Source organism: Arthrobacter flavus, assembly GCF_039526005.1.
Lineage (GTDB): Bacteria > Actinomycetota > Actinomycetes > Actinomycetales > Micrococcaceae > Arthrobacter_D > Arthrobacter_D flavus.
This window is the reverse complement of record NZ_BAAAIJ010000013.1, coordinates 29,154-53,154: the sequence shown is the minus strand read 5'-3', so window position 1 is coordinate 53,154 and position 24,001 is coordinate 29,154. Positions and strand designations below refer to the sequence as shown.

Here is a 24,001-nt window from a genome sequence, read left to right as displayed (position 1 = left end):
GTTTGAAAGGCGCACGCATTGCTGCACAAAAGTCTCCCACGAGAAATTGTTGAACAATCCGCCAAAGTCGTGCATCCTAGAGAGACCACTCAGGAGAGACGAGGATCACAATGGTGTACATCGACCTCAACAGCGACGTCGGCGAATCATTCGGAAACTGGACCATGGGCGACGACTCCGCCATCTTCCGCTCCGTCTCCAGCGCCAACGTCGCATGCGGCTTCCATGCCGGAGACCCCTCCACCATCGCGCAGACCTGCCGGGACGCCGTCGAAGCTGGCGTCACCATCGGCGCCCACGTCGGTTATCGGGATCTGGCCGGATTCGGCCGCCGCTTCCTCGACCTCTCCCCGACCGAACTAGCCGACGACGTGCTCTACCAAATCGGCGCCCTCGACGCGATTTCCCGGGCCGCAGGCGGCACCATTAAATACGTCAAACCCCACGGCGCCCTCTACAACGCCATCGTCACCCACGAGGTGCAGGCCCAGGCAGTGGTCGACGCCGTCAAAGCGTTCGGCGGCGACCTCCCGCTGCTGCTCCTCCCCGGATCGGTAGCCCTCGACTCGGCAGAGAAGGCAGGTCTCCGCGGTGTGGCCGAAGCCTTCGCCGACCGCGCCTACAACCCCGATGGCACCCTGGTTTCGCGCCGCGAACCCGGAGCCGTCCTCCACGACGAGAACGAGGTCGCCGCCAACATGGTCCGCCTCGCCACCGAAGGGGTCATCATCGCCCGCGACGGCTCAACCCTGAAGACCACCGCCGAAAGCATCTGCCTCCACGGCGACACCACCGGCGCGGTATCCATGTCCGCCGCCGTCCGCCGCGACCTCGAAGCCGCTGGCATCGACATCCGGAGCTTCGTGTGACCCCTCCAGAGGTTCGCTGGGCCGGGCCCCGCGCCCTCCTGATCCAGCTCGAATCCCTCGAATCTGTGCTCGCGGTGCACGCCCACCTGCAGCGGCACCCACTGCGGGGACAGGTCGAAGTCCTGGCCGCCGCCCAGACCGTGCTCGCCGTCTTCGACTCCGGCGCCAGCGCCCGTGCAGCCCGGACCGCCGTCGCACAACTGGACACGTCCCCGGCCACTGACGCGGCACCGGTGGGCGATCCGGTGCGGATCGAGGTGGTGTACGACGGCGACGACCTCGCCGAAGTGGGCCGCCTCACCGGACTCGACCCCGACGGTGTCATCGCCGCACACACCGGCCAACTGTGGACGGCTGCGTTTGGCGGCTTTGCCCCCGGATTCGCGTACCTGGTCGGCGAGAACGAGACGCTCACCGTTCCCCGCCGCACCTCACCACGCACCGCCGTCCCCGCCGGAGCGGTGGCGCTGGCCGGCAACTTCTCGGCCGTCTATCCGCGGCGCTCCCCCGGCGGTTGGCAGCTGATCGGACGGACCGCGTCCCGGCTGTGGGATCTGGAGCGGGACCAACCGGCACTGCTCCGCCCGGGCACCGCCGTGCAGTATGTGGCCGTGCGGGATTCGGTCACGGTGTCAGACCCAGAAACTGGCGCCAGTACGCCGACGGACACGCCTGAGGTCACCGGCCATTCGTTGGAGGTTGTCGCTCCCGGACCGCAGTCACTGATCCAGGATTTGGGCCGACCCGGTCTCGGCGACGTCGGCGTCTCCAAAGCCGGCGCCGCCGATACCGCAAGCGCCCGCCAAGCCAACCGGCTGGTCGGCAACACACCGGGCGACGCGGTGATCGAAACTATCCTCGGCGGCCTCACCGTCCGGGCCCACGGCGAACTGACGCTGGCCCTGACGGGAGCCATCACACCCGCCGAGATCAGCACCACCAACGACGCCGGCGGCGACAGCACCCGCACGGCACCGATGTGTTCACCGTTCGCCCTGCACGACGGCGAAACCCTCACCCTCGACCAGCCCGACGCCGGGCTACGCACCTACCTGGCCATCCGCGGCGGCATCGACGTGCCCGAGGTGCTGGGCAGCCGGTCTACCGATGTGATGTCGGGAATCGGGCCGGACCCCCTCGCGGCCGGGGTGGATCTGCCGATTGGAGCCATCGACCAGGGCCGCACGGTCGGCGCTGCTGAACCTTCGACCCTTCCGGACGCCGTTCGGAAGGGTGCGGGAACGCCGGTGATTTTGCGGATCACCGGCGGCCCCCGCCACGACTGGTTCACTGACGAATCCCAGAGCGCCATCACCAGCCAGATCTGGACCGTGACCGCCGAATCGAACCGGATCGGGGTCCGGCTCGCCACGGGCGAGAAGCACGACACCGAGAACCACGAACCCGCAGAGCCGCTCGAACGCCTCACCGCCGATGAACTCCCCAGCGAAGGAGTCGTCGCCGGATCGCTGCAGGTGCCGCCCTCGGGGCTGCCCGTGCTGTTCCTGGCCGATCATCCGGTGACCGGCGGGTATCCGGTGATCGGCGTCGTCGTCCCCGATGACCTGCCGATCGCTGCCCAGCTGGCGCCCGGAACATCGCTGCGGTTCGAGGCCATGGACCCGGAGACGCTGCAACCACTGACCAAGACACAGACCCCGATCACCACCCGAAGCTCGTGAAAGTAGCAGCCATGAAAAAGGTCCTGATCGCCAACCGCGGGGAAATTGCCGTCCGCATCGCCCGCGCCTGCACCGACGCGGAGCTGACGTCGGTGGCCGTGTACTCCGAGCCCGACGCCGACGCCCTCCACGTCCGTCTCAGCGACGAGGCCTATGCCCTCGACGGATCGGCCAGCGCCGACACGTACCTCAACATGGACAAGATCCTCGCCATCGCGAAGCGGGCTGGCGCCGACGCCGTGCACCCCGGCTACGGCTTCCTCTCCGAGAACGCCGACTTCGCCGACGCTGTGCAGGACGCCGGACTGATCTGGATCGGCCCGTCACCCGATGCCATCCGCAGCCTGGGCAACAAGGTCACCGCCCGGGAGATCGCGGTCAAAGTCGGCGCCCCGCTGGTCCCCGGCTCCGACGGACCGGTCGCCAACGCCGAAGAAGTCCGAGCCTTCGCCGAGGAGTTCGGCGTCCCCGTCGCCATCAAGGCGGCCTACGGCGGCGGCGGCCGCGGGATGCGGATCGCGCACCGGATGGAAGACATCGACGACGCGTTCGAATCGGCGGTCCGCGAAGCCACCGTCGCGTTCGGACGCGGCGAGTGCTTCGCCGAACGGTTCCTCGACAAGCCGCGACACGTCGAAGCGCAGGTGCTCGCCGATACGCACGGCAACGTCGTCGTCGTCGGCACCCGCGACTGCTCGCTCCAGCGCCGCAACCAGAAGCTGGTCGAGGAGGCGCCTGCGCCGTTCCTGACCGCTGACCAGCGCACCCGCATCCACGAATCGGCCCGCGCCATCTGCCGCGAAGCCGGGTACACCAGCGCCGGCACCGTCGAGTATCTGGTGGCGCCTGACGGCGTGATCTCCTTCCTGGAGGTCAACACCCGCCTGCAGGTGGAGCACCCAGTGACCGAGGCGACGTCGGGCATTGACCTGGTCCGCGAACAGTTCCGGATCGCCGCCGGCCTGCCCGTCAGCATCACCGAGGATCCGGCGCCGCAGGGCCACGCCATCGAGTTCCGGCTCAACGCCGAGGACGCCGGCCGCGGGTTCCTGCCTTCCCCCGGGCCGATCGACGTATTCGAGGCGCCCACCGGTGCGGGTATCCGCGTCGACACCGGGGTACGCTCCGGCTCCTCCGTCCCGGCCGAGTACGACTCGCTGATGGCCAAGCTCATCGTCCACGGCGAAGACCGGCCCCAGGCTCTCCGCCGGGCCCGCGCCGCCCTCGACGAGCTGCGCATCGAAGGCCTTCCCACGGTGATCCCCTTCCACCGTGCAGTGGTCCGGGACCCCGACTTCACCAACCCGGAACGACTCGGCGTCTACACCACGTGGATCGAGAATGCCTTCGCTGAACGGCTGGACGCCGCCCTGTCGAGCGGCACCACCAGCCCCCTCGCCCGCCGGGAGACCCTCACCGTGGACCTTGACGGCAAAGCGGTCCAGCTGGGGCTTCCCGCCGAGATCTTCGCAGCACTAATGAACGGTGGCGGCAACGCTGCCGGAAGCCCCGCCACCCAGTCCGCCGAGGCCACAGCGAACGACGACGGCGCAGTCACCGCCTCAATGGGCGGCACCCTGGTGAAGTGGCTGGCCGACGACGGCGCCGAGGTGGCCGCAGGCCAGCCCGTCGCCGTCGTGGAGGCCATGAAAATGGAGACCGAGGTGCTCTCCAGCTCAGCCGGCACATTCCAGCGCGGCGGGCAGGAGCCGGGTGGCGTCGTCGCGCGCGGAGAAGTCCTGGGGAACGTTCTGAGTATGGTCGGCTAACATCTGTTGGTGACAAGGGTGGGGGAAAACAATGGCTATCGAAGCAGCCACGGAGCTGGCTAAGGGGACAACAGGATGGGGATCGGAGACCGGTTCAGGATCCGCCGAGCACGCGCACACGGCGGCGTGGATTGCCACCGTTCTGCGGGGTCGGATCGCAGCCGGTGAGCTGACGCCGGGATCCAAGTTGTCGGAGCAGTCGTTGTCGACGGCGCTCGGCGTTTCCCGCAATACCCTCCGTGAAGCGTTCTCCACGCTGGCCGGCGAGTCGATTGTCACGCGGATCCCCAATCGCGGCGTCTTCGTGGCATCCCCGGGAGCCGAGGAGGTACGCGAGATTTACCGCGTCCGCCGGATGATCGAGCCCGCCGCCGTCCTGTGGGGCGAGGTGACCCCAGAGGTCCTGGAGAACATGGAAGCCATCGTGGAGCGGGCCCAGGCGGCGCGCGACGCCGGATCGGTCCCGGAGATGGCCGACGCCAACCAGGCGCTGCACAGCGCCGTCGTCGGTCTGACCGGCAGCGCATCGCTGCGCACGCTGATGGACCGGGTCCTCGCGGAGATGCGGCTGGTGTTCCACGCAATGGCCTCGGCCCCCGACTTCCACAGCCACTACGTGGACCGCAACGTGCAGCTCGTCGAACGTCTGCGGGCCGGCCAGCGTGAGGAAGCCGCCGCAGGGCTACGCACCTATCTCAACGCGGCCGAGGCCGAGCTGCTGGGCCATCTCGCGGACGAAGCGTCCTAGGGCACCAGGTAATCGCTGTCCCGGGCGTCGGTGATGAGCATGTGTCCCGGGGCGTGGCCGATCGCCAGCGGCGGCCGTGACTGCATCACCGCCGCCTGCGGGGTGACCCCGCAGGCCCAGAACACCGGAAGGTGCCCCTCGGGGATCTGCACCGGATCGCCGAAATCCGGCGAGCCCACATCGACTCCCAGCTCCGCCGGATTCCCCACGTGCACGGGCGCTCCGTGCACGGCGGGATAGCGGGAGGTGATCCGGACGGCGTCGGCCACCTGGGCTGCCGGAACCGGGCGCATGGACACTACCAGCGGCCCGGACATGGCACCAGCTGGGGCCGCCTCCCGGTTCGTCCGGTACATCGGCACGTTCACGCCCTGGTCGATGTGCGCAATCCGGACGCCGCCGTCCTGCAGCGCGGTCTCGAAGGTGAACGAGCAGCCGAACAGGAACGTCACCAGATCATCGCGCCAGTGGGCGGTGATGTCGGTGGGCTCGTCCACCAGGACGCCGTCGTGATAAACGGTGTATTGGGGGATGTCGGTGCGGATATCGCCGCCGGCCAGCAGCGGCCCGGTGGTTTCACCCGGCTCCAGCACCCCGAGGATGGGGCACGGTTTGGGGTTGCGCTGGGCGAAGAGCAGCAGATCGAAGGCCTGCTCCCGAGGGATCGCCAACATGTTCACCTGTGCGTAGCCGCGGGACCAGCCCGACGTCGGGCTCACCAGTCCGGCGCGGAACGCGGCCCGGGCGTCGGCTGGCAGCATCGCCGCCGGGTCGGCCGGCAGGGCGTTCAGCCCGTTACTCAGCCCCATAGCTGGGACAGCCCAATGATTGAGGTGTAGCCGAGGAACAGGGTGAGGAACCAGGTGATGACGCCGACGATCAGCAGCCACTTGGGGTAAACGTACCCGTGCAGCAGGTCTCGGCGGCGCCAGGCCACCCAGAGCAGGACGCCGAACCCGACTGGCAGGATCAGGCCGTTGAACGCACCAGCGAAGATCAGCAGCTCCTGGGGCGCCTGACCGAGGGAGACATAGGCGATGGCACAGCCGGCGATGAAGGCGACCGTGATGAGGTTCCGCTTCCGCTGGGGGGTTTTCGAGGTCGTGATGAAGGAGACCGAGGTGAACGCTGCACCGATGACTGAGGTGATCGCAGCGGCCCAGAGGACCACACCGAACATCCGCATACCGATTTCGCCCGCTGCAACACCGAAGGCTTCAGCGGCCAGGTTGTCGCTGGTCAGCACAGCACCGCCGGCGACGACGCCGAAGATGGCCAGGAACAGCAGCACCCGCATGACGCCGGTGACAATAATGCCCAGGACCGAGCTGCGGGCGATCTCCCCCACGTTGTCGGGACCCGTGACGCCTGAATCAAGCATCCGGTGGGCACCGGCGTAGGTGATGTAACCGCCAACGGTGCCGCCGACGAGGGTGGTGATGATGAGGAAGTCGATCTGCTCGGGCAGGATCGCGTTCTTGAGCGCTTCACCGACCGGAGGCGCCGCAACAATGGCCACGTAGATCATCAGGAGGATCATGACGGCGCCGAGCAGCACCACGATGCGGTCCAGGGCCATGCCGGCCTTTTTACTGACGAAGATCAGAATGGCGATGACCGCCGAAATGGCGCCACCGATCTTCGGATCGACGCCGAGCATCGCGTTGGCGCCCAACCCGGTGCCGGCGATGTTACCGATGTTGAAGACCACACCGCCGATGAAGACCAGCCCGGCCAGAAACCAGCCGACGCCGGGAAGCACCTTGTTGCCGAGTTCGTGGGCTCGGAGCCCTGAAACGCCGATGACGCGCCAGACGTTCATCTGCACGGCAATGTCGATGAGGATCGACGCCAGGATCGCGAACGCGAACGCGGCGCCGATCTGCACCGTGAAGACTGTCGTCTGGGTGATGAAGCCCGGACCGATGGCGCTGGTCGCCATGAGGAACATGGCTCCCAGCAGCGCGGTACGCCGAGCTGAAGAGCTCAACTTGGGTTTGTTCTGGGTGTCTGCCATGGGGGCCGTCCGTTACGTAAGGTGACTGGAGTCACATTTTGTATTGGAGACGACCCTACAGGTTGTTGAACAATCTGCGCAAGGTATTGTTCAACAATTTAATTGTTACCCTGCCGCTGCGAAGAGTTCGAGGGCGCGGCGAAAACAACACTGCGAACCCGGCCGATGCTTCCCTCTTCAAGGGGGGAGCTAGCGAGGCCAGGCGCTGACCAGCTCCCGCTTCGGCAGCATCAGGTTGAACGTCGTCCGCTCCTCAGCCCCGAGGACCAGATGGCCACCGATCGCCTCGGCGAGCTCCGAGGCAACAGCCAAGCCGATTCCCTCCCCGGCCCCCTGGGTCACCCGGCGGGTGAAGATGTTGGTCCGCACCGGGCGGGCGCCGTCGTCGCTCACGGTCAGACTGAGGTGGGTACCAGCGTCCGCGAGCACCACCCGGATGGTGCCAGCGCCGTGGGCGATCGAGTTCTCGATCAGGACGTCAAGGATCTGGTGCACCGGACCCGGGTTGATGACCGCGGGCAGTGGGCCACCCAGAGTGAAGATGTCCCGCCCGTCCGCCGTGATCTGACGCTCCCAACGAGCAGCAGCCTTGGTGGCAATCAGGCCCAGGTCCACCTCACGGGCATCGCTGAGGCGTTGTCCGCGGGCCAGCTCGAGTAGCTCGCTCACCGCTGTGGAGAGCCGATCGATCTCCTTCAGCGAGTGCGTCAGCTGCTCAGTGACGGCGGGCGGAGTCTCCTTCCACAGGGTCAGGTCTTCCAGCTCCAGCCGCAGTGCCGTGATCGGCGTGCGCAGCTGATGGGAAGCATTCGCCGCAAACTCGCGTTCACGCTGCACGAGTTCGGACAGAGCAGCGGAACTGGAATGCAACGCGACGCTGATCTCCCTGGCCTCGGGCACCGAATAGTGCTTCTCCTCCAGATCGAACTTGCCGTTGCCCAGCTGCCCTGCCGTGTCGGCAAGCTCCTGGAACGGACGCGACAGCAACCGCGCCAGGGCGAACCCGGCGAGCGCTGAGAACAGGACCAGCCCAACGCCGAGAATCACCACGGGCGTCACCGCATCAGCGACGCTGGCGGCCACCGTGAGACCCGAGCGTTCCAGCGTGACGATCGAGCCGTCGTCGAGCTCGCGGGTCACACTGATGTCGTCGGAGTGACCGGTCAGTAGCGGACCGGCCGCCGCGAGAACAACGTCGTCAGCGTCCCGGACCTCGATCCGCTCCCCCGCCTGGATCAGCTCGCCGAGGTACTCCTCAGTGAGGTGTCCGTTGACCGCCGCATCGGGCAGCAGCGCGGCCAGGAGGGCGACGGAGCGTTCGATCTTGCGCTGTTCAGAGTAGAACGCCTGGTCGGCCACAATGTAGGCGCGCGGGATCCCGTAGAGCGCGACGACGACGACGGCGAGCCCCACGAAGGCGGCAATGAGTCGCTCCCGCACTAGCTCACCGTCTCCAGCCGGAATCCGACCCCTCGAACGGTGACCACCTGGACGTCGCCGCCGGAGTCGTCGAGCTTCTGGCGGAGCCGGCCGATGGTCACGTCAAGGGTCTTGGTGGAGCCGAACCAGTTCTGATCCCAGACCTCGTCCATCAGCTGTTCACGAGTGATGACGGCGCCCCTGGAGCCGTCGAGCGTCGCCAGCACGTCGAATTCCTTGACGGTCAGCGGCATTTCCTTGCCGTTGGAGAACGCCCGGCGGGACTGGAGGTCGACCAGGAAAGCTGGCGCGGCGTCGTCGTCGGGCACGGACGACGGCGTGGGCTGGTTTGCCGGGGCGGTCCGCCGGAGCAGGGCGCGGGTGCGCGCCAGCAGCTCCGCGAGGCCGAAGGGTTTCGCCATGTAGTCATCGGCGCCGACGTCGAGCCCCACTACCCGGTCGATCTCGCCGCCACGCGCGGTCAGGATGAGAATCCCGTTGGCGTAGCCGTCGTCGCGCACCTTGCGGCAGACCTCGAGTCCGTCGATGTCGGGAAGGCCCAGATCCAGCACAATCAGGTCAAACTGGTCCTCGCTGGCTTGGCGGACACCTTCGAGCCCTTCGGCGACCCGGGTGACCGCGTAGCCCTCCCGTTCAAACGTGCGGAGGAGCGGCAGGGCGATACCGTCATCGTCTTCGACCAGCAAAATATTGTTCCCCATGTCAACCACTATACAAATCAGTCGGCGGAGGCTCGGGAGCTTCGCCGGAGAACAGATGTGGCAACAGGAGAAAGAGCAGCACTACAGCGAGCGCGAGCGACGCGATGCTAAGGATAGCGTTCACGCCGGACCAGGGTTGAAGCTCGCTCCCCGGCAGCCCAACGGTGAGCGAGAGAACGTGCCCGGCGATGGTTGATACGGCGACGATCGCCAGCCCGAACCGTGACTCGAAGCAGTTGTCACGCCAAAGTTTCGCACTGCCCAGCAGGCAGAAGAGTGCGGCCAGGAACAGCAACAACGACAGATACGGTACGTCCTGCAAGTACAGGGCACCAGCGATTGCCTGCGCTGTACCGAGGAGCAGGGCCACCACTGTCACCACCGGCGCACGGAACAGGGCCGACACTAGAACTCCCGGTCCAGCGTGCCGGACTCGGTGATCGGGGCCGTCGAGGTGCGGACGCCGGCCAGGTCGGTGACTGTACTGCTCGGCGTCCAGATCATCGAGCCGGCCGTGGTGACGGTGCGGAGGTTGCTGCTGCCGCTGGCCACGGCGCCGAGGGTGACGGTGACCACCGTACTGGGGACCCCGTTGATGGTCACCGTTGTTGCTGTCATGGTGGCCGCGAAGGAGGAAGTGCCCAGCGAGCGGACGTAGTTCTGCCGCAGGTTCACCGATCCCAGGTTGACCGCAGCACCATTACGGAGGACGTCAGCTGTGGTGCCGCTGGTGCCCATCCCCAGGAAGCCGCCACCGCGGGCCCGCAGGGTGACCCCCAATGCGGAGCCGTTCCAGCCCGAGACGATAGAGCTCGGATTGACGCGGTCGTTGCAGGTGAAGGTCAGGGTGTCGCCGGCTTCCATGCGGCCCGGGGTGCTCGCGCCATTGACGGCCTGGATGTCCAGGCCCCGCAGCGGGGTGTTGTCCACGCGACGGGCGGTCACCGTTGCCGAAATAGTTTCCCTCAAGGCGCGGTCAACCATGACGGCACGGAAGTCGTAGAGACCATCAGCCACGGCGGCGCTGTTCCAGGCGCAGGTGAACGGCGCTGCATTGACGGTGCAGACGGTGGCCCACGCGGTGGTTCCGGCAGGTGCCACCTGGATGCGGACCGAGGCGACTCCAGCGGTGGATGCCGCGTTGGCGGTCAGCGGCACCGAACCGCTGATCACTGCCGCCGGGTCGTCGAGCGAAACGGAGGCGACAACGTTGTTGATTACCCGATTTGCGACCGTGGCGGAGGTCCTCGTGTTGCCGGCGTTGTCGGTGGCCACCGCCCGGAAGCTGTAGGTCCCGTCCGAGATGCTGGTGGTGTCGTACCGGCAGGAGAAGGGTTCGGCCACAGAGCACAGGGTGGTCCAGACGGAGCTGCCGTTGGCCGCGTACTGGATGGCCACCTCGTCGACACCGGAGTGGGCGTCAGTCGCTGTAGCGGCGAAGGTGCGCACACCGCTCAGCGGCGATCCGGGGTCGGCCAGCGTGACGGTAGGGGCCAGGTTATCGACCAGGACCCCTTCAACAACCTCCGAGAAGGTGGTGGAACCGTTCGCTGTGGCCGCGGCACGCAGGTCGTAGAAGTCGTTGGCGAAGCCGGTGGTGTTCCAGGTGCAGGACGCCGCGGAGCACAGCGTCTTCCAGCTGCCCGAATCGGCTACAGCGTATTCGATGCGGACGGCGTAGCTCGTGGTGCCGGCGTTGCCCAGCGACACGCTCAGCGGGACTGAGCCGCGGACGGCTTCCCCGGGATCGGAGAGGCTGACGACAATTGTGTTGGTGACGGTCGTGGTCACTGCGGCCGACGTCGTCGTGTAATCCGCCTTGTCGGTGGCGATCGCCCGGAGGCTGTAGGCGCCGTCCGCCCGCAGCGTGGTGTCCCAGGAGCAGGAGTAGGGCGCGGTGCTGTCAGTGCAGATAGTGACCCAGGAGCTGGTGCCGGGGGCGAGGTGCTGGATGGCGACGGAGGAGACCCCGGTCTCGGCGTCGGCCGCGTTAGCGGTGACGGTCACGGCGCCTTTGAGGGGGGACCCCGGGTTCACCATGCTGACGGTCGGTGGGGTCCAGTCCGCCGCGGCGCGGACCGTGCCGGTGTTGGTGGTGCCGGAGGTGAAGGCGGCGGTGGAGAAGGCGGAGGTCTCCACGGCCACGAACGCAACAATGAGCGCCAGCAGGGCGATCAGTGTGCGTGCTTTCATGGCCAGCTTCCGGTAGGCGTTTCGTCTTCCCTTCAACTGTAGAAAACCGCTGTCAACAGGGATGTAACAGGGGGGCAGTATCACTTCCACAATTGGGTAACAGACCGCGGGGCAAGCCCGGTTAAAGAAGGCCCGCTTAACCAAAAGAGTGCCCTCCCCGAACGGTGGGAGAGCACTCTTTGATCTGGGCCAGCTCTAGCCGGCGACCGCCACAGGCATGGGCTGGACGGTCGATTTCCGGGGTTCGCTCAGTACCCGGGTCGCTTCGACCACGCTCATCAGGGCAATCAGTGCGGCCGGCACGCCAATGATGAGCATCCGCAGATCCTTGTCCGCCAGGGCGATGAACGCCCACCCGATCTGCGGCACAGCCACATCGACACGCGCCTGGGTGGGGGCCGAGAGCTGGAACGTCCACGAGTCCGAGGCCGAGTTCGCGTCCCCGCGGGTCCGAAAGACCGGGCCCGTCCCGGAGTCGGTGATGGATTCGATGCGGTGGGTGACCAGTTCATTGATCCCGGAGTCCGACGGCGGCATGTAGGTGATGATGTCGCCCACCGCCAGGTCGGCCACCGGTACCACCTCGGCCATGACAATTGATCCGCGCTCGAACGTCCCTGACATCGACCCCCCGGTGATGACGTACCGTTCGAACCCCAGCAGCCCCGGCAGGAGCACCACAGCCGCGAGCGCAAAGGTGGCGATCGCTGCCAGGGTGGTGGCCAGCCGGCCGACCTTGCGGAGCGGTGTGCTACGCCGGGTTGAAGTCTTGCTCATCGTGGTGCCTCTCTGGCTGGTCCATCATCTGGTGGTGCTGCCTGGGTGCGGAGCCGGTCAATACGCTCGGCCCCGCACCCGGTTCTGGGGTGTTACTGGTTGGTGGCAGTCGCAGCGGCCTGGACGGCGTCCCAGGTGTAGGTAGCGGTGGCGGTTTTGCCCTGCTCCTCGTTACCTGCGGTCTGGGCGAGGTTGGTGCTGAAGGTGAAGGTGCGGGCTTCGCCGGGAGCGAAGGTGCCCAGGCTGGCCGTTCCGAGCTCACCGAAGGTGCCGGAGAACACGGGTGCGGTGACGCCCTGCTGGGTGACGACGAGCTTGAGGTTGGCCTTTGTGGTGAAGCCGTTGGTCGCTGCTTCCTTCAGGGTGAAGGTGGAGGCCAATGAACCGGTGTTGGTGATGGTGACCGCGCCGTTGAGGGTGTCACCGGGCTTGACGTTGCTCAGGTTGAAGACGGCGGCGTTGGCCTTCGAGTTGCTCTGGGTCAGCGTTCCCGTGGTGTAGGCATTGGAGGTGTTGACGCTGGTGGACACGAAGTCGGCACCCGAGCCCGCAACCAGAGCGGTTGCGGCGAACAGCGCAGCGATCGGCAGCAGCAGGCGGCGGCTGCGGGAGAAGGACTTCTTCTCTGCGCTACGACGACGGCGGGATACTGGCTGGGCTTCGATGGCGGCGGTGTTCATGGGTGCTCCTGAGACTGGGTAACGCTGCGGTTTCTTATGTCCTCAACGTTATTCAGCGCCCGGGAACAGACGGGCAACGGGAACTGCTCAGAAGTTCCACCAGTAGGGAACAGTCACGCGTCAGACCGCACCGAAAGCAACAGGGAGGTTGCAACCTCGTTTAGAGGTGTGGGATGGGCGATCCCCCCAAGAACCGCCCATCCACGCTATTGGGGAAGCCGTGATGCCAGCGTGCGTCCGGGCAGGAACGATCCGACCAGTGACTCATGGCGGACCGGCAGTGTGCCGTCACTGACCATCTCCTCGTGAATGATCTCCATCCCGCGCCTGGCCAGCGCCTCCACCGGCAACCGCACGGTGGCGAGACCCAACAGCTCGGTGCCGGGAAGCAACCCGTCGAAGCCTGTCGCTGAGACATCCTCGGGGACCCGGACGCCAGCTTCCTGTGCGGCCTTGAGGAAACCCAGCAGCTTCATGTCGGACGTGAAGAGCGCTGCCGACACCCTCCTCTCCCGCACCAGACCGACCACCTGCCGGTGAGTGGCTTCCAGGTCCGCCGGAGACAGGGACGGGGTGTCGACGGTAATCACGTTGGCGCCACCATCCCTCAGATGGCGCGTCAGCCAGGTGCCACGCAGATGCTCGATGAGCAGCCCCGAGTGGTTGGTCTGGGGGAAGGTGACGACGATATCCCGATGCCCACACGCAAGGACGGCGTCGACAATGAGCTTGGCATTGGCTTCCTCGTCGAGCGACACGGTGTTCAGGGTGGGATGTTCCTCCGGCCGACCCAGGACGACCGTCGGAACGTCGCGGACAAACGCAGACAGCTCGTCGGGGGCAATGGTGCCGGTGGCGACCAGGATCCCACCGACCCGCTGCTCCAGCAGCCGGCGCAGCCCGAAACTTTCCGTCTGCGGGTTGAACCCCGGAGGGGACGCCACCGTCAGCAGGTGAAGCTTGTGTTCGGCCGCGCCCAGCTGCAGCTCGGAGTGCAGGATGCCGTAGTACGGGTTGTTCGGGTCGCGGATCAGCAGTCCGACGGTGTCTGAGGTGCCGCGCGCCAGCCGCGTCGCTGCCTCGTTGCGGATGTACCCGGTCTTCTTGATGGCGTCCATCACCTTGGCCCGGGTGGGTTCCAGGACCGGCACCATCCCGTCGAGAAACCGGGACACCGTCGCCGTCGACACGTTGGCTTCCCGTGCGACGTCGGACATGGTGACCTTTGACCATGCAGAGGCCGGCCTGCCGTCGTCGTTCTTCTTCTCTGCCAAGCGATCTATCCTCACCGCTAGCTCCGCTGCATTGAGTGTGTACTTGAGAGCCAGCTTAGTCCGCGGATATCCCGGCCAAGATAAGCGTTCAGCAGCGCAGGCCAGTCTGTCTGAATGACGTCGGCGCCAAGACCGGCGAGGCGCCCCCAGCCGTCATCCGGGTTGCCGGTCACCGAGAGGTTGTCATCCCACCCCGCCATCAGCACGCTTCCGTCGCTGAGGTTCAACGCATTCAGGTACACCAGCAGCCCCCGGTCCTGGAAGGCCTTCGCCACCGCCGGATCGCAGAACTCGTGGGCTGGACTGTCGGCAATCAGTTCGACGCCGACCAGATTGATCTCTGGGTCCTCGAGCACCGCTGTCAGCTGTTCCCGGCTGGAGACGATGGCCACCAGCGGATACTTCACCGGGTGGGCGCGGAGGAGATGCATCGCCGTCTGCGTCGGTGGAGCTTTGAGGATGAGCTGCTCGGCCATGTCGAACCGGTCAAGCCAGGGCAGCAGCAGGTCCCAGTAGAACCAGGAGCGATCGATATTGAACAACACCTCGGGGAAAGAGGTCAGGGTGTGCTCAAGTTTCTCGACGTGGACCCGAGGCGCGGCGGTCTTCTGGGTGTAGACCAGCTCGTCAACCTCGACCGTACTGAGGGTGGTGATGAGGTGATCGATCCCGAAGTTCTCGGGTTCCGTGCCGTCATGGAAGACGTAGAAATCGCCGTCGGTGGATTGGACGACGTCGATTTCCACCATGTCGGCGCCGCTGCGGAGCGCAGCCGTCACAGCATGCGAGGTGTTCTCGATGATCATGCCTAGCCCTGTCCCGCGGTGCACGGCCACCAGGGGGTTCTTCTCGGCGAACCTGTTGTTGAGGAGCGAGTTGATGGAGTGGAACTGGTCTTGCCCGAACATGGACGTCCTTAGGTAGTGAATGGATCAGGGCAAGCTGTCGTTGCGAACGGGTGCCTTGTCGGCGGGTTCCACCGTCGACGTCGACGCCGGATCCTGAGACCTGGCGGCAGCCTTCCGGGCACGCTTGTTGGCCCGGTCACTTGATGACTTCCGCCCGTACACCAGCCACATGGTGAAGGTGGAGATGATCATCAGCAGCACCGTGTAGACGAAGGTCAGCGCGGTGGTGTCGTTGATCTGGTCCCCGGTGGTGGCGTTACGGATCACCACACCCAACGGCTGATAGATCGGGTGCGAGAGGAACACCGCGGTGTCGTAGTCGTCCAGCAGGCTATTGAAGTTCAGCGCGGTGATGGCCGCAGCCGCCGGCAACACCAGCGGAACCAGGACCCTGCGGAAGGTATACATTGAGCCGGCGCCAAGAATTGCTGCGGCATCCTCGACGTTGTCGGGGACCCCGGCGAACGCCGCCTTCAGCAACCTGAACGTGAAGGGTATCTTCACGATCACGTACGCGATGGCGAGGATCCCGACCGTTCCGGTAAGAACCTGACCACCCACCAGAGGTTGGGCGTGGTCGAAGGTCAGGATCAGGCCCAGCGCAATCATGGTGGTCGGCAGGATCCAGGGGATGTGCAGCAGGTACTCCATGACAATCGTCAGCTTGTTCCTATACCGCTGGATCATCCGCGCGGTGAACAGCATCAGGACAATGACGACGACGGCGGTCACCGCACCGTAGCCGATGCTGACCAGGAACGGCCGGTAGCCGCGCTCCTCCGTGAGCACGTTGATGTAGTTCTCCAGGGTGAAGCTGTCCAGGCTGATGGTCCCGGAGTTGATGGAGCGGGAGTCGGTGAAGGAGAACAGCACGATCAGTGCTGGCGGCAGCACGTAGATCAGGAACAGGGCGTAGGCCACCACATGCACCACGATGTTGGCGGTACGGTTCTGGATTTTCTGCTTCTGCAGGGCCACGGGCACCTTGGAGACGGAGAAGTACACGCCGCCCTTCTCGAAGCGGTTCATCAGCGCCAGCAGGGCGATCGTGGAGATGCCCAGGATGATGGCCAGGGTGGCCGCCAGGTCCCGTGAGGTTGGGCTGTTGGCGAAGGCCAGGATCATCGGAGTGATGGTCTGGAACTCGCCGCCGCCGAGAATCTGTGGGGCGGCGAGCGCGGCCAGTCCGGCGAGGAAGGTCAGGATGGTGATCGCAAAGATGATTGGCTTCAGCATCGGCAGCACCACCCGGCGCAGCACGGCCCAGTCGGACCCGCCCATCATCCGGGCGGCCTCAACCGTCTGGTAATCCACCCGGGCGATTGCTGCAGACATGAACAGCAGGTGGTAGCCGGTGGACGAAATGGTCATCACGAAGATCACGGCGAGCATGCCGGAGAACCACTGCGGGTCAATGCCCGGCATCACTGATCCGATCACCTGGGTGATGACACCGTTCGGCCCATACACCGTTTTGTACCCGGCGACCAGGACCACTCCCCCGTAGATGAGGGTTGTCGCGTAGCCGAGCCACAGGATGCGCCCACCCTTGATGTCATAGAACCGGGTGACCAGGACGATGAAGATGCCCACGATGTTGACCGTGACCGAGAGGACGACGGCGAGGACAAAGCTGTTGCGCAGCGCGTCAACGGCTCGTTCGGAGGACAGGAGACGCTCGACCGATCGAAAGGTCAGGCCTCCCTCGGGCGAGACGAACACCGACCGCAGGATCGCGAAGTTCGGCATCAGGAGGAACGTGAAGATGAACCAGGTCAGGAACAGGGTCAGGACCAGGAAGAGCGGGTTGCGCAGCATCTGGCGCACGTTGGTCACCGGAGGACTGCCTGTCCATCGGATTCTTCGGCTGCCTGTTTCCCTGTTCCCTGCAGACCGGACTCAGGGCCGGCCTGATCGCCGTCGGGGTATTGCAGGAGGTGATCGGGGTGCAAGGAGAGTGTCACCCAATCCCCTGTCCGGTAGTCAGTGTCGTCCTCCCGCATGATGGTTCGCAGCATTCCGTTGTCGCCGCAATCCACTGAGTAGGTGGAGCTGGTGCCCTGATAGGAGCGTTCCTTGATGGTTCCGCCGATGGTGTAGGCGGAGACCCCTGCCTCGTCGGGAACGATTGTCACCCGCTCGGTGCGGAGGTAGGTGACGGCGTCGGGCTGCAACTGGGAGCCTGGCGCCGCAGCGAGGCGTTTCACCAGCTGGGGAGTAAGCCGGTTGACGTCGCCGATGAAGGTGCAGACAAACTCGGTGGCCGATCGGACGTAGATCTCGTGGGGGGTTCCTACCTGCTCGATCCGCCCCTTGTTGAGCACTGCGATCCGGTCCGACATGGAGAGGGCTTCGTCCTGGTCATGCGTGACGTAGACGGTGGTGATGCCGAACTGACGCTGCAGGTCTTTCAGCTGGACGCGGAGCTGCTGGCGCAGTTTCGCGTCCAGGTTGGATAGCGGTTCGTCCAGCAGCAGGATTTTTGGCCGCAGCACCAGGGACCGCGCGATGGCGACCCGCTGCTGCTGGCCGCCGGAGAGCTCGGCGACGTTCTTCTGAAGTTGTTCGGGCGTGAGATCCACCTCGCGGGCGATCTGCGCGACGGCGTCGTTCACCTCAGCCTTCGGCGTGCGTTTGGCCCTGAGCCCGAAGGCGATATTTTCGAAGACGCTCATGGAGGGGAACAGCGCGTAGTTCTGGAAGACCATGCCCAGCTCGCGCTGGTCACTGCGCAGACGGGTTACGTCTTTGCCAGCAATGGAGATGGAGCCTTGCGAGGGGGCGATGAGTCCGGCCAGGGTGCGCAGCGCAGTGGTTTTACCGCAGCCGGACGGGCCCAGGAGGGTGAAGAATTCGCCCTCCTGGACCGTCAGGTTGAACTGGGGCAGTGCGAGGAAGTCTTGAAAGCGGACCTCGACGTCGGAGTAGGTAATCATAGGATTTTCTCCTTTTCGGGTAGAACGGCGCCGACGGCGAGGTCGAGGGGTTAGAGCTTGATGTAGTTCAGTTCAATTTCTTCCATCCAGGCGTCGACGTTTTCGGCGACGACGGCCCAATCGATGTCCTGTTCGGTGAAGGCGCTGGTGGCTTCGACAGCCTCAGTGTTGGCGTCCTCGATGGCAGCGGCGTTGGTCGGTGCGGTGAAGAACTCCTGGGACCAGGCAGCCTGGACCTCGGCGGAGCCGAACCAGTCGATGAACTCCTGTGATATTTCCTGGTTCTCGCTGCCAGCTACCAGACCGATGTTCTGGTAGACGAAGGGGACCCCGGTCTCGGGGTTGGCGGCCTCGGTGGTGATTCCGTACTCTTCTTCGCGGCTGAACTTGCCGGCGAGCCACATCTGACCGGCGTCCACCTCACCGTTGGCCATGCGTGCGAACAGGTCGGTTCCTTCGATTGACGGGTTGCCGTTGGCAAAGAACTCTTCGATAGCTGTCCAGCCCTCATCGCTCACCCCGAGCTTCCCGTTCTCATCAAAGTAGGGAGCCAGGATGCCGGTGATCACCATGCGGGTGGTGCCACCGCCCAGGACGGTCTGGGTTTCGTATTTGCCGTGGAACTTTTCGTTTTCCCACAGGTCGGGCCAGCTCTGGGGGCCTTCACCGGCGGGGTAGGCCTCGGTGTTGTGGATGAGCATGATGGGTTCGCGGACGATCGGCCAGAATGCTCCGTCCTCGCCACCTGCCACGTACTCTTCGACCTCGCTCGCCCACTCGGGCGTGTAGTTCTCGAGTACTGCGGCTTCCTTGAGGGTCTCAAACTGAACATTGGTGGGGCCGAAGGCGACGTCGGCCGCGGGGTTGCCCTTCTCGGCGATCAGCCGGTTCTGGATGTCACCGGCGCCCAGATCGACCAGTTCGATGTTGAAGCCTTCGGTTTCCGCCCGGTCGGCGAGCCATTCGCCGCGTCCGTCGCTGACCGAGTTGGAGTAGACAATCAGGGTGGTGTCTTCGCGTGAGGCTCCGGCTTCTCCGGAATCGTCACCCGCCCCACACGCAGTCAGGAGAAGTACCGAGGCAGTCAGCACCGCAGCCTTGGACCAGGAAAAAGCAGCTTTGCTCATCGTTGCGTTCCATTCGTAGAAGACAAGCCGGGACCCGAGGGTTTTGGCGTGAAGAAGTTCAGTCAATGTATGCGCATACATCATGCCCCGACAAACGAAGGAACGAGAAATGTATGCGCATACATAGTAACCATGGAAATGTGACTGTCACCATACTTTTGGGTGAACGGGTAGCAAACGGTCCATGAAGGGCGGGGCGCCGACTCTCGACCTCTTGTTTTCCCTCTAGCCCAGCCATACCGTAAAAAGACGGGCAACCGAAGTGCAGGTGCGGGCATGCGGAGACCAATCTGGTCGTCAATGTGCCTCGTGTTGTGCTTTGTGGCCGCCGGATTCCTCGGAAGCGCTCCCCCACCGGCAGCTGCAGCATCCATGCGACCCGCGACCCAAGAGCAGGTGTACGCCGAGCTGGATGCCTACCTTCAGGAGCAGATCCAGGACCTGGGCATCCCAGGCGCAGCGATCGCCGTCGTCAAGGATGGAGTGCTGGTCCACACCGCCGCCTTCGGCCACGCCGATCGCTCCGGAGGGCCCATGACCCCACAGACCCCGGTGCTGTTGGCGTCCACCAGCAAGACCTTCACCGCCATTGCCGTCATGCAGCAGGTCGAGGCTGGCCGGTTACGACTGGATGAGCCGGTGCAGACCTACCTGCCGTGGTTCACGCTCGACGACAACAGGTCACCAACGATCACCGTCCGCCACCTGCTCCATCAGACCAGCGGGATGGCCTCGAGGCATACCGCCTTCGAATACTCCGACGCCCAGGGTCTTGACGCGCTCGAAGACGGGGTGCGGGACCTTGCGGACTCCCCGCTCGCCAGCGAACCGGGTGCACGGTTCAGGTATGCCAGCGCCAACTTCAACATCCTGGGCGTCCTGGTCCAGGAGGTCACCGGCCAGCCCTTCGGCGACTACCTGGAGCAACACGTCTTCGACCCGCTGGCCTTGGATAACAGTCATCCGACCCGGGATAAAGCCCGGGCAGACAACGCAGCAGAAGGGTACTCCCTGTGGTTTGGCAGCTGGTGGCGCCAAACTGACACTCCCGCCCCGACCACCGGCATGCCGTCCTCCACCCTGTACTCATCGGCTGAGGATCTCAGCCGCCAACTGATCGCCCTGCTCGACGACGGCCGGTACGGCGACACCCAGATCCTGCAGCCCGAAAGTATTGAGACGATGTTCGAGCCCCGGGCACGGACCAGCGGATCCACGCGCTACGCCATGGGCTGGTTCACCAGGCCGCTGGTGGAGTCCACCGATCCCACAGCACCCACACCCCCGGAGCGGACCCTGCCCAGGCTTCTGGAGCATCAGGGCGAATGGGGCAACAGCCACACCTTCCTCGCGATGGTTCCGTCCGACGGTCTGGGCCTCGCACTGGTGATCAATGGCAATGACACCGCAGCGCCGTCACGGCTGAAAGCGATCGACAGCAATCTCCTGCGGATCATCCACGGCCAGGCACCGGTACCCGCCGTGGTGCAGGAGGACTGGTTGCAACGCTCCAGCTGGGCGGTCGCACTCGGACTGCTGTTGGCCCAGCTGCTCAGCCTGGGGCTGACGCTTCGGCTGCTTCGGCGCGGCGGGAGGGCAGCTACCCGGACACCGCAGACCCTGCTGGCCTGGGCTGCCGCGGCGCTCACCCTCGACGGGTTCACCCTGTGGCTATGCCTCGCCTACGCCCCGACCCAGTTCGACACTCACCTCTTCGTCATCATCCGCCAGTTCCCCGACGTCGGCGTCTCCCTGGTCCCTGCGCTGGCGCTGGCGATCCTGTGGCCGGTCCCGCGCACAGTGTGGCTACTCCTCGCCAGCACGAAGCGGCACCGGGAGGCGAGCGGGACTCACCCACGGATCACACCGAAACCGGCCTAGCTGGACTCCCCGACTGGCGCCTGACAACTCAGCGCAGCCAGCACCGCGGCGGCGTCCACCGGCTTGTTGGGACTGTATCCGGTGAGCTGTTCAAACCGGGCCAGCCGGTTCAGGACCGTATTGCGGTGGCAGTAGAGCTCCTTGGCGGTATCGGAGACCGACCCGGAGCTGAAGTAGGACTGCAGCGTCTCGATCAGCCGGTCGCGTTCATGGTCGGAAATCGCTGACAGCGGCCCCAACACGGTCTGGGCCAACACCGGGCCGAACTCGCCCAGCTGGGCAGCGGCCACGTGCCCCCAGGTGTCGCGGATCGTTTGTCGTCCCGATGACTCGGGCGTCAACGCTTCGACTGACTGCAGGGCAATGCGCAGCATCAACGGAACCTCCGCGAGCGATCGGGCAGGCGGGGCGAGGAAGCAACCCTGTTGATCCAACCAGGGTCGGGTCCCTGCCGGGTCCTTCCCTGACCGGGCCGGCAGGTCCTCAAGGATCAGGATCAGCGCACCTTCGCGCTCGTGGAGGTGCTGCCCGACGCCGGCCGCCATCGCCCGGTTCCGGAACGCCTGCTGCGCGTGATCGGCGGCGACAGCGACAATGAACTGGCTCTCCGGATCCACCCCAAGCGCGCGGGCCGCCTGTCCCAACAGTTGGGCGTCCTTCCCATCACTGGTCAAAAGCCGGGACAGCAGGAAGGCGCGTTGCTGCTCCTTGGCCTGCGCCATGCTGGCGAGCTCATCCAGATAGCCAGCGTGAACACGGATGGTGTGAAACTCGACCGCTTCCCAGACCCGCACCGCATCCTTGGTGAAGTCAGGCAAGGACGCCGCGGGCACCTTCTCCAGCATCGCCACCCACAACAACCGGAAGTCCATGCGGACCGCCTTCAGCAGCGATTCGAGTGGCACACCCTGCCGTGCGCGTCGATGCCCCAGGGAATCAGACACTCCCGTCAGCCGCTCGGGTAGCGGCAACTCTCCCACCAGGCGGAGAAGGAGTTCGAGGGAGGCGACGGCGGTATCCCGCAGATCCTGGCCGTCGACAGTCGACCCGGCGTACCCCTCAATCTCCCGGACATCCAGCAGAAACTGGTCGGTAATGCTGTCGATGTCAGCGAGACAGTCAGCAACAACATCGGACACGACTGACCGCATGGGCGCCCTTTCAGGCGCAGAGGGCTCAACATTGGGCATGTGCCCATTCTAGCCGGATGGGTGAAGGTGATCACCCATTGTGTGGCAACGTGATCCAGACCACCATTGAGTAAGCCATTTCACTCCTCCCGGCACTATGCCCTCTAGCCCTTGGATATTGATGCTTGATCTAAAGCTCGTCAATGCCAGCCTGTTCACGCTGGCCGATGCCTCTCCCACCGCTACTTCGATGGGTGTTCTGAACGGCCGCATCCTCGGCTTCGATGAGGACATCATTGACCTCCCGGCGCGCCGCACGCTCGACTGTGCTGGCGCCGTCGTCGTCCCCGGGTTTGGCGATTCACACAACCACATGGCGTGGTTTGGACAGTCCCTGAGCGAATTGGATCTCTCCGGGTGCACGACTCTCGACGAGCTGTACGCCGCGGTCACCGAGTTCGCTGGGGGGCTCGACGACGGCGCCTGGGTGATCGGCTCCGGCTACGACGACACCGTGCTCGGCGCCCACCCACACCGGGATGGGCTCGACGCCGCCGCGCCCGGCCGCCCCGTGTGGCTCAAGCACCGCTCCGGCCACATGTGCACGGTGAACACCGAGGTGTTGGACCGGGCGGGCGTCCTGGACCGTTCAGTTGAAACCCCCGAGGGCGGCGTGGTCGCCACCGACGACGCCGGACCCACCGGGCTGCTGGAGGAGCAGGCCCAGAAGCTGGTCTCGTCTCTCGTGGTCCCCTACCCCATCGCGGATCTCGCTGACGCGATCGGCGCCGCGAGCGCCGTCTATGCTTCCGAGGGTCTGGCCCACGTCACCGAGGCGGGCATCGGGTCGGGCTGGATTGGCCGCAGCCCGGTGGAACTCGCCGCCTACACCGAGGCCCGACGCCGGGGCACCTTGAACACCCGGGTGCAGCTGATGGCTGCCAGCGACGCCCTGCACCCGCTGGACTCCGCGGAGGAGGACCGCATCAGCTTCGGCCTGGATCTGGGGCTCACCACCGGGTTTGGCGATGACCGGATCCGGCTGGGGGCGATGAAGATCTTCGTTGACGGCTCGTTGATCGGCCGGACCGCAGCCGTCACCGAAGCGTTCTGCGACCACGACCATTCCACCGGCAGCTTCCAGCTCTCCATCGACGAACTCACCCGCCGCATCATCAACGCCCATGTGTCCGGCTGGACGGTGGCAGCGCACGCGATCGGGGATGCCGCCGTCGACGTCGCCCTCGATGCCTTCGAGGTGGCGCAGAACGAACGCCCCCGCGCCGACGTCCGGCACCGGATTGAACACGCCGGGATTGTCAGGCCGGACCAGCTGGCCCGGTTCGCCACCCTGAACGTCACCCCCGTCCCGCAACCCCACTTCCTCTACGAGGTGGGTGACACGATGGCCGCGGCCGTCGGCGTCGACCGCGAACCGTGGGTCTACCGGCACCGCTCCTTCCTGGACCAGGGGGTGCGCGTGCCCGGCAGCTCCGACCGGCCGGTAGCGTCCGGCGCTCCGCTGCTCGGCATGCAGTCGATGGTGCTGCGGCAGACCTCCGGCGGAGCGGTGCTCGGCCCGGAGGAACGGGTCGACGCCGAGACCGCCTTGCGCGCCTATACCGTTGACACCGCGTGGATGGCCGGCGACGAAGCCCACCGCGGCACCCTGGAAACCGGAAAACTAGCCGACTTTGTCCTCCTCTCCGACCACCCCGCCGACGTCCCACCCGAGCAGATCGGCGCTATCACCGTCCTCGCGACGGTGATCGACGGCGTCGGCGTCTTCGGCCAGGACTACCTCGACACCCTTGAAACCGTCCATTCGCAAGAGCACGTTCCCACCACTCAGAAGCAGGAAGTTTGAGC

Annotated in this window: 20 protein-coding genes; 6 read left to right on the top strand and 14 right to left on the bottom strand. The window is 65.5% G+C overall.

The window, feature by feature from the left end:
* Positions 1 to 110: 110 nt before the first annotated feature.
* Genes ABD059_RS05135 through ABD059_RS05120 form a run of 4 tightly spaced genes read left to right on the top strand, consistent with a single transcriptional unit; the run spans position 111 to position 5,068 of the window.
* Positions 111 to 869: a LamB/YcsF family protein gene (locus ABD059_RS05135; RefSeq protein ID WP_343878262.1), complete on the top strand. Its 759-nt coding sequence runs from the start codon at positions 111 to 113 to the stop codon at positions 867 to 869.
* Positions 866 to 2,551 (top strand): 5-oxoprolinase subunit B/C family protein, encoded by a 1,686-nt coding sequence (locus ABD059_RS05130; protein ID WP_343878260.1) that lies wholly within the window; start codon positions 866 to 868, stop codon positions 2,549 to 2,551. The genes ABD059_RS05135 and ABD059_RS05130 overlap by 4 nt, the downstream gene beginning before the upstream one ends.
* Before the next feature lie 11 nt (positions 2,552 to 2,562).
* Positions 2,563 to 4,320 carry an acetyl/propionyl/methylcrotonyl-CoA carboxylase subunit alpha gene (locus ABD059_RS05125; protein ID WP_343878258.1) on the top strand — a complete coding sequence of 586 codons (1,758 nt, stop codon included), beginning with the start codon at positions 2,563 to 2,565 and terminating at the stop codon, positions 4,318 to 4,320.
* Positions 4,321 to 4,351: 31 nt separating this feature from the next.
* Positions 4,352 to 5,068: a GntR family transcriptional regulator gene (locus tag ABD059_RS05120; protein WP_343878256.1), complete on the top strand. Its 717-nt coding sequence runs from the start codon at positions 4,352 to 4,354 to the stop codon at positions 5,066 to 5,068.
* Here ABD059_RS05120 and ABD059_RS05115 read toward each other — a convergent pair.
* The 13 genes from ABD059_RS05115 to ABD059_RS05055 form a co-directional block, all read right to left on the bottom strand.
* On the bottom strand, positions 5,065 to 5,877 hold the full coding sequence (locus ABD059_RS05115) for a putative hydro-lyase (protein WP_343878254.1): 813 nt from the start codon (positions 5,875 to 5,877) through the stop codon (positions 5,065 to 5,067). The genes ABD059_RS05120 and ABD059_RS05115 overlap by 4 nt on opposite strands.
* Entirely contained in the window at positions 5,868 to 7,085 is a 1,218-nt protein-coding gene (locus ABD059_RS05110; RefSeq protein ID WP_343878252.1) for an NRAMP family divalent metal transporter, read from the bottom strand. The genes ABD059_RS05115 and ABD059_RS05110 overlap by 10 nt, the downstream gene beginning before the upstream one ends.
* 189 nt (positions 7,086 to 7,274) lie before the next feature.
* Complete coding sequence (locus tag ABD059_RS05105) at positions 7,275 to 8,525, bottom strand: sensor histidine kinase (RefSeq protein ID WP_343878250.1); 1,251 nt, start codon at positions 8,523 to 8,525, stop codon at positions 7,275 to 7,277.
* Entirely contained in the window at positions 8,525 to 9,226 is a 702-nt protein-coding gene (locus tag ABD059_RS05100) for a response regulator transcription factor (protein WP_343878248.1), read from the bottom strand. The genes ABD059_RS05105 and ABD059_RS05100 overlap by 1 nt, the downstream gene beginning before the upstream one ends.
* A gap of 1 nt (position 9,227) precedes the next feature.
* Positions 9,228 to 9,632 (bottom strand): hypothetical protein, encoded by a 405-nt coding sequence (locus ABD059_RS05095; protein WP_343878246.1) that lies wholly within the window; start codon positions 9,630 to 9,632, stop codon positions 9,228 to 9,230.
* A complete protein-coding gene (locus ABD059_RS05090) occupies positions 9,632 to 11,419 on the bottom strand; it encodes an Ig-like domain-containing protein (protein WP_343878244.1) in 1,788 nt (595 codons plus the stop codon). The genes ABD059_RS05095 and ABD059_RS05090 overlap by 1 nt, the downstream gene beginning before the upstream one ends.
* Positions 11,420 to 11,614: 195 nt before the next feature.
* Complete coding sequence (locus ABD059_RS05085) at positions 11,615 to 12,196, bottom strand: signal peptidase I (RefSeq protein WP_343878242.1); 582 nt, start codon at positions 12,194 to 12,196, stop codon at positions 11,615 to 11,617.
* 92 nt (positions 12,197 to 12,288) lie between these two features.
* Entirely contained in the window at positions 12,289 to 12,876 is a 588-nt protein-coding gene (locus ABD059_RS05080; protein WP_343878240.1) for a TasA family protein, read from the bottom strand.
* Between the two features lie 206 nt (positions 12,877 to 13,082).
* Positions 13,083 to 14,150: a LacI family DNA-binding transcriptional regulator gene (locus ABD059_RS05075; protein ID WP_343878238.1), complete on the bottom strand. Its 1,068-nt coding sequence runs from the start codon at positions 14,148 to 14,150 to the stop codon at positions 13,083 to 13,085.
* A gap of 17 nt (positions 14,151 to 14,167) precedes the next feature.
* Positions 14,168 to 15,058: a glycerophosphodiester phosphodiesterase family protein gene (locus tag ABD059_RS05070; protein WP_343878236.1), complete on the bottom strand. Its 891-nt coding sequence runs from the start codon at positions 15,056 to 15,058 to the stop codon at positions 14,168 to 14,170.
* Between the two features lie 24 nt (positions 15,059 to 15,082).
* On the bottom strand, positions 15,083 to 16,876 hold the full coding sequence (locus ABD059_RS05065) for an ABC transporter permease (protein ID WP_377959607.1): 1,794 nt from the start codon (positions 16,874 to 16,876) through the stop codon (positions 15,083 to 15,085).
* A 14-nt stretch (positions 16,877 to 16,890) separates the two neighbouring features.
* Complete coding sequence (locus ABD059_RS05060) at positions 16,891 to 17,994, bottom strand: ABC transporter ATP-binding protein (protein ID WP_343878232.1); 1,104 nt, start codon at positions 17,992 to 17,994, stop codon at positions 16,891 to 16,893.
* A gap of 50 nt (positions 17,995 to 18,044) precedes the next feature.
* Positions 18,045 to 19,187 (bottom strand): extracellular solute-binding protein, encoded by a 1,143-nt coding sequence (locus ABD059_RS05055; protein WP_343878231.1) that lies wholly within the window; start codon positions 19,185 to 19,187, stop codon positions 18,045 to 18,047.
* Positions 19,188 to 19,397: 210 nt separating this feature from the next.
* Between ABD059_RS05055 and ABD059_RS05050 the strand changes: the two genes are divergently transcribed.
* On the top strand, positions 19,398 to 21,002 hold the full coding sequence (locus ABD059_RS05050; RefSeq protein ID WP_343878230.1) for a serine hydrolase domain-containing protein: 1,605 nt from the start codon (positions 19,398 to 19,400) through the stop codon (positions 21,000 to 21,002).
* Here ABD059_RS05050 and ABD059_RS05045 read toward each other — a convergent pair.
* Positions 20,999 to 22,192, bottom strand: coding sequence for a PucR family transcriptional regulator (locus ABD059_RS05045; protein WP_343878229.1), 1,194 nt, complete (start codon positions 22,190 to 22,192; stop codon positions 20,999 to 21,001). The two genes, ABD059_RS05050 and ABD059_RS05045, sit on opposite strands and share 4 nt — an antisense overlap.
* A 121-nt stretch (positions 22,193 to 22,313) precedes the next feature.
* On the opposite strand from ABD059_RS05045, the gene ABD059_RS05040 reads away from it, so the two are divergent.
* Entirely contained in the window at positions 22,314 to 23,999 is a 1,686-nt protein-coding gene (locus tag ABD059_RS05040) for an amidohydrolase (RefSeq protein WP_343878227.1), read from the top strand.
* Positions 24,000 to 24,001 lie beyond the last annotated feature (2 nt).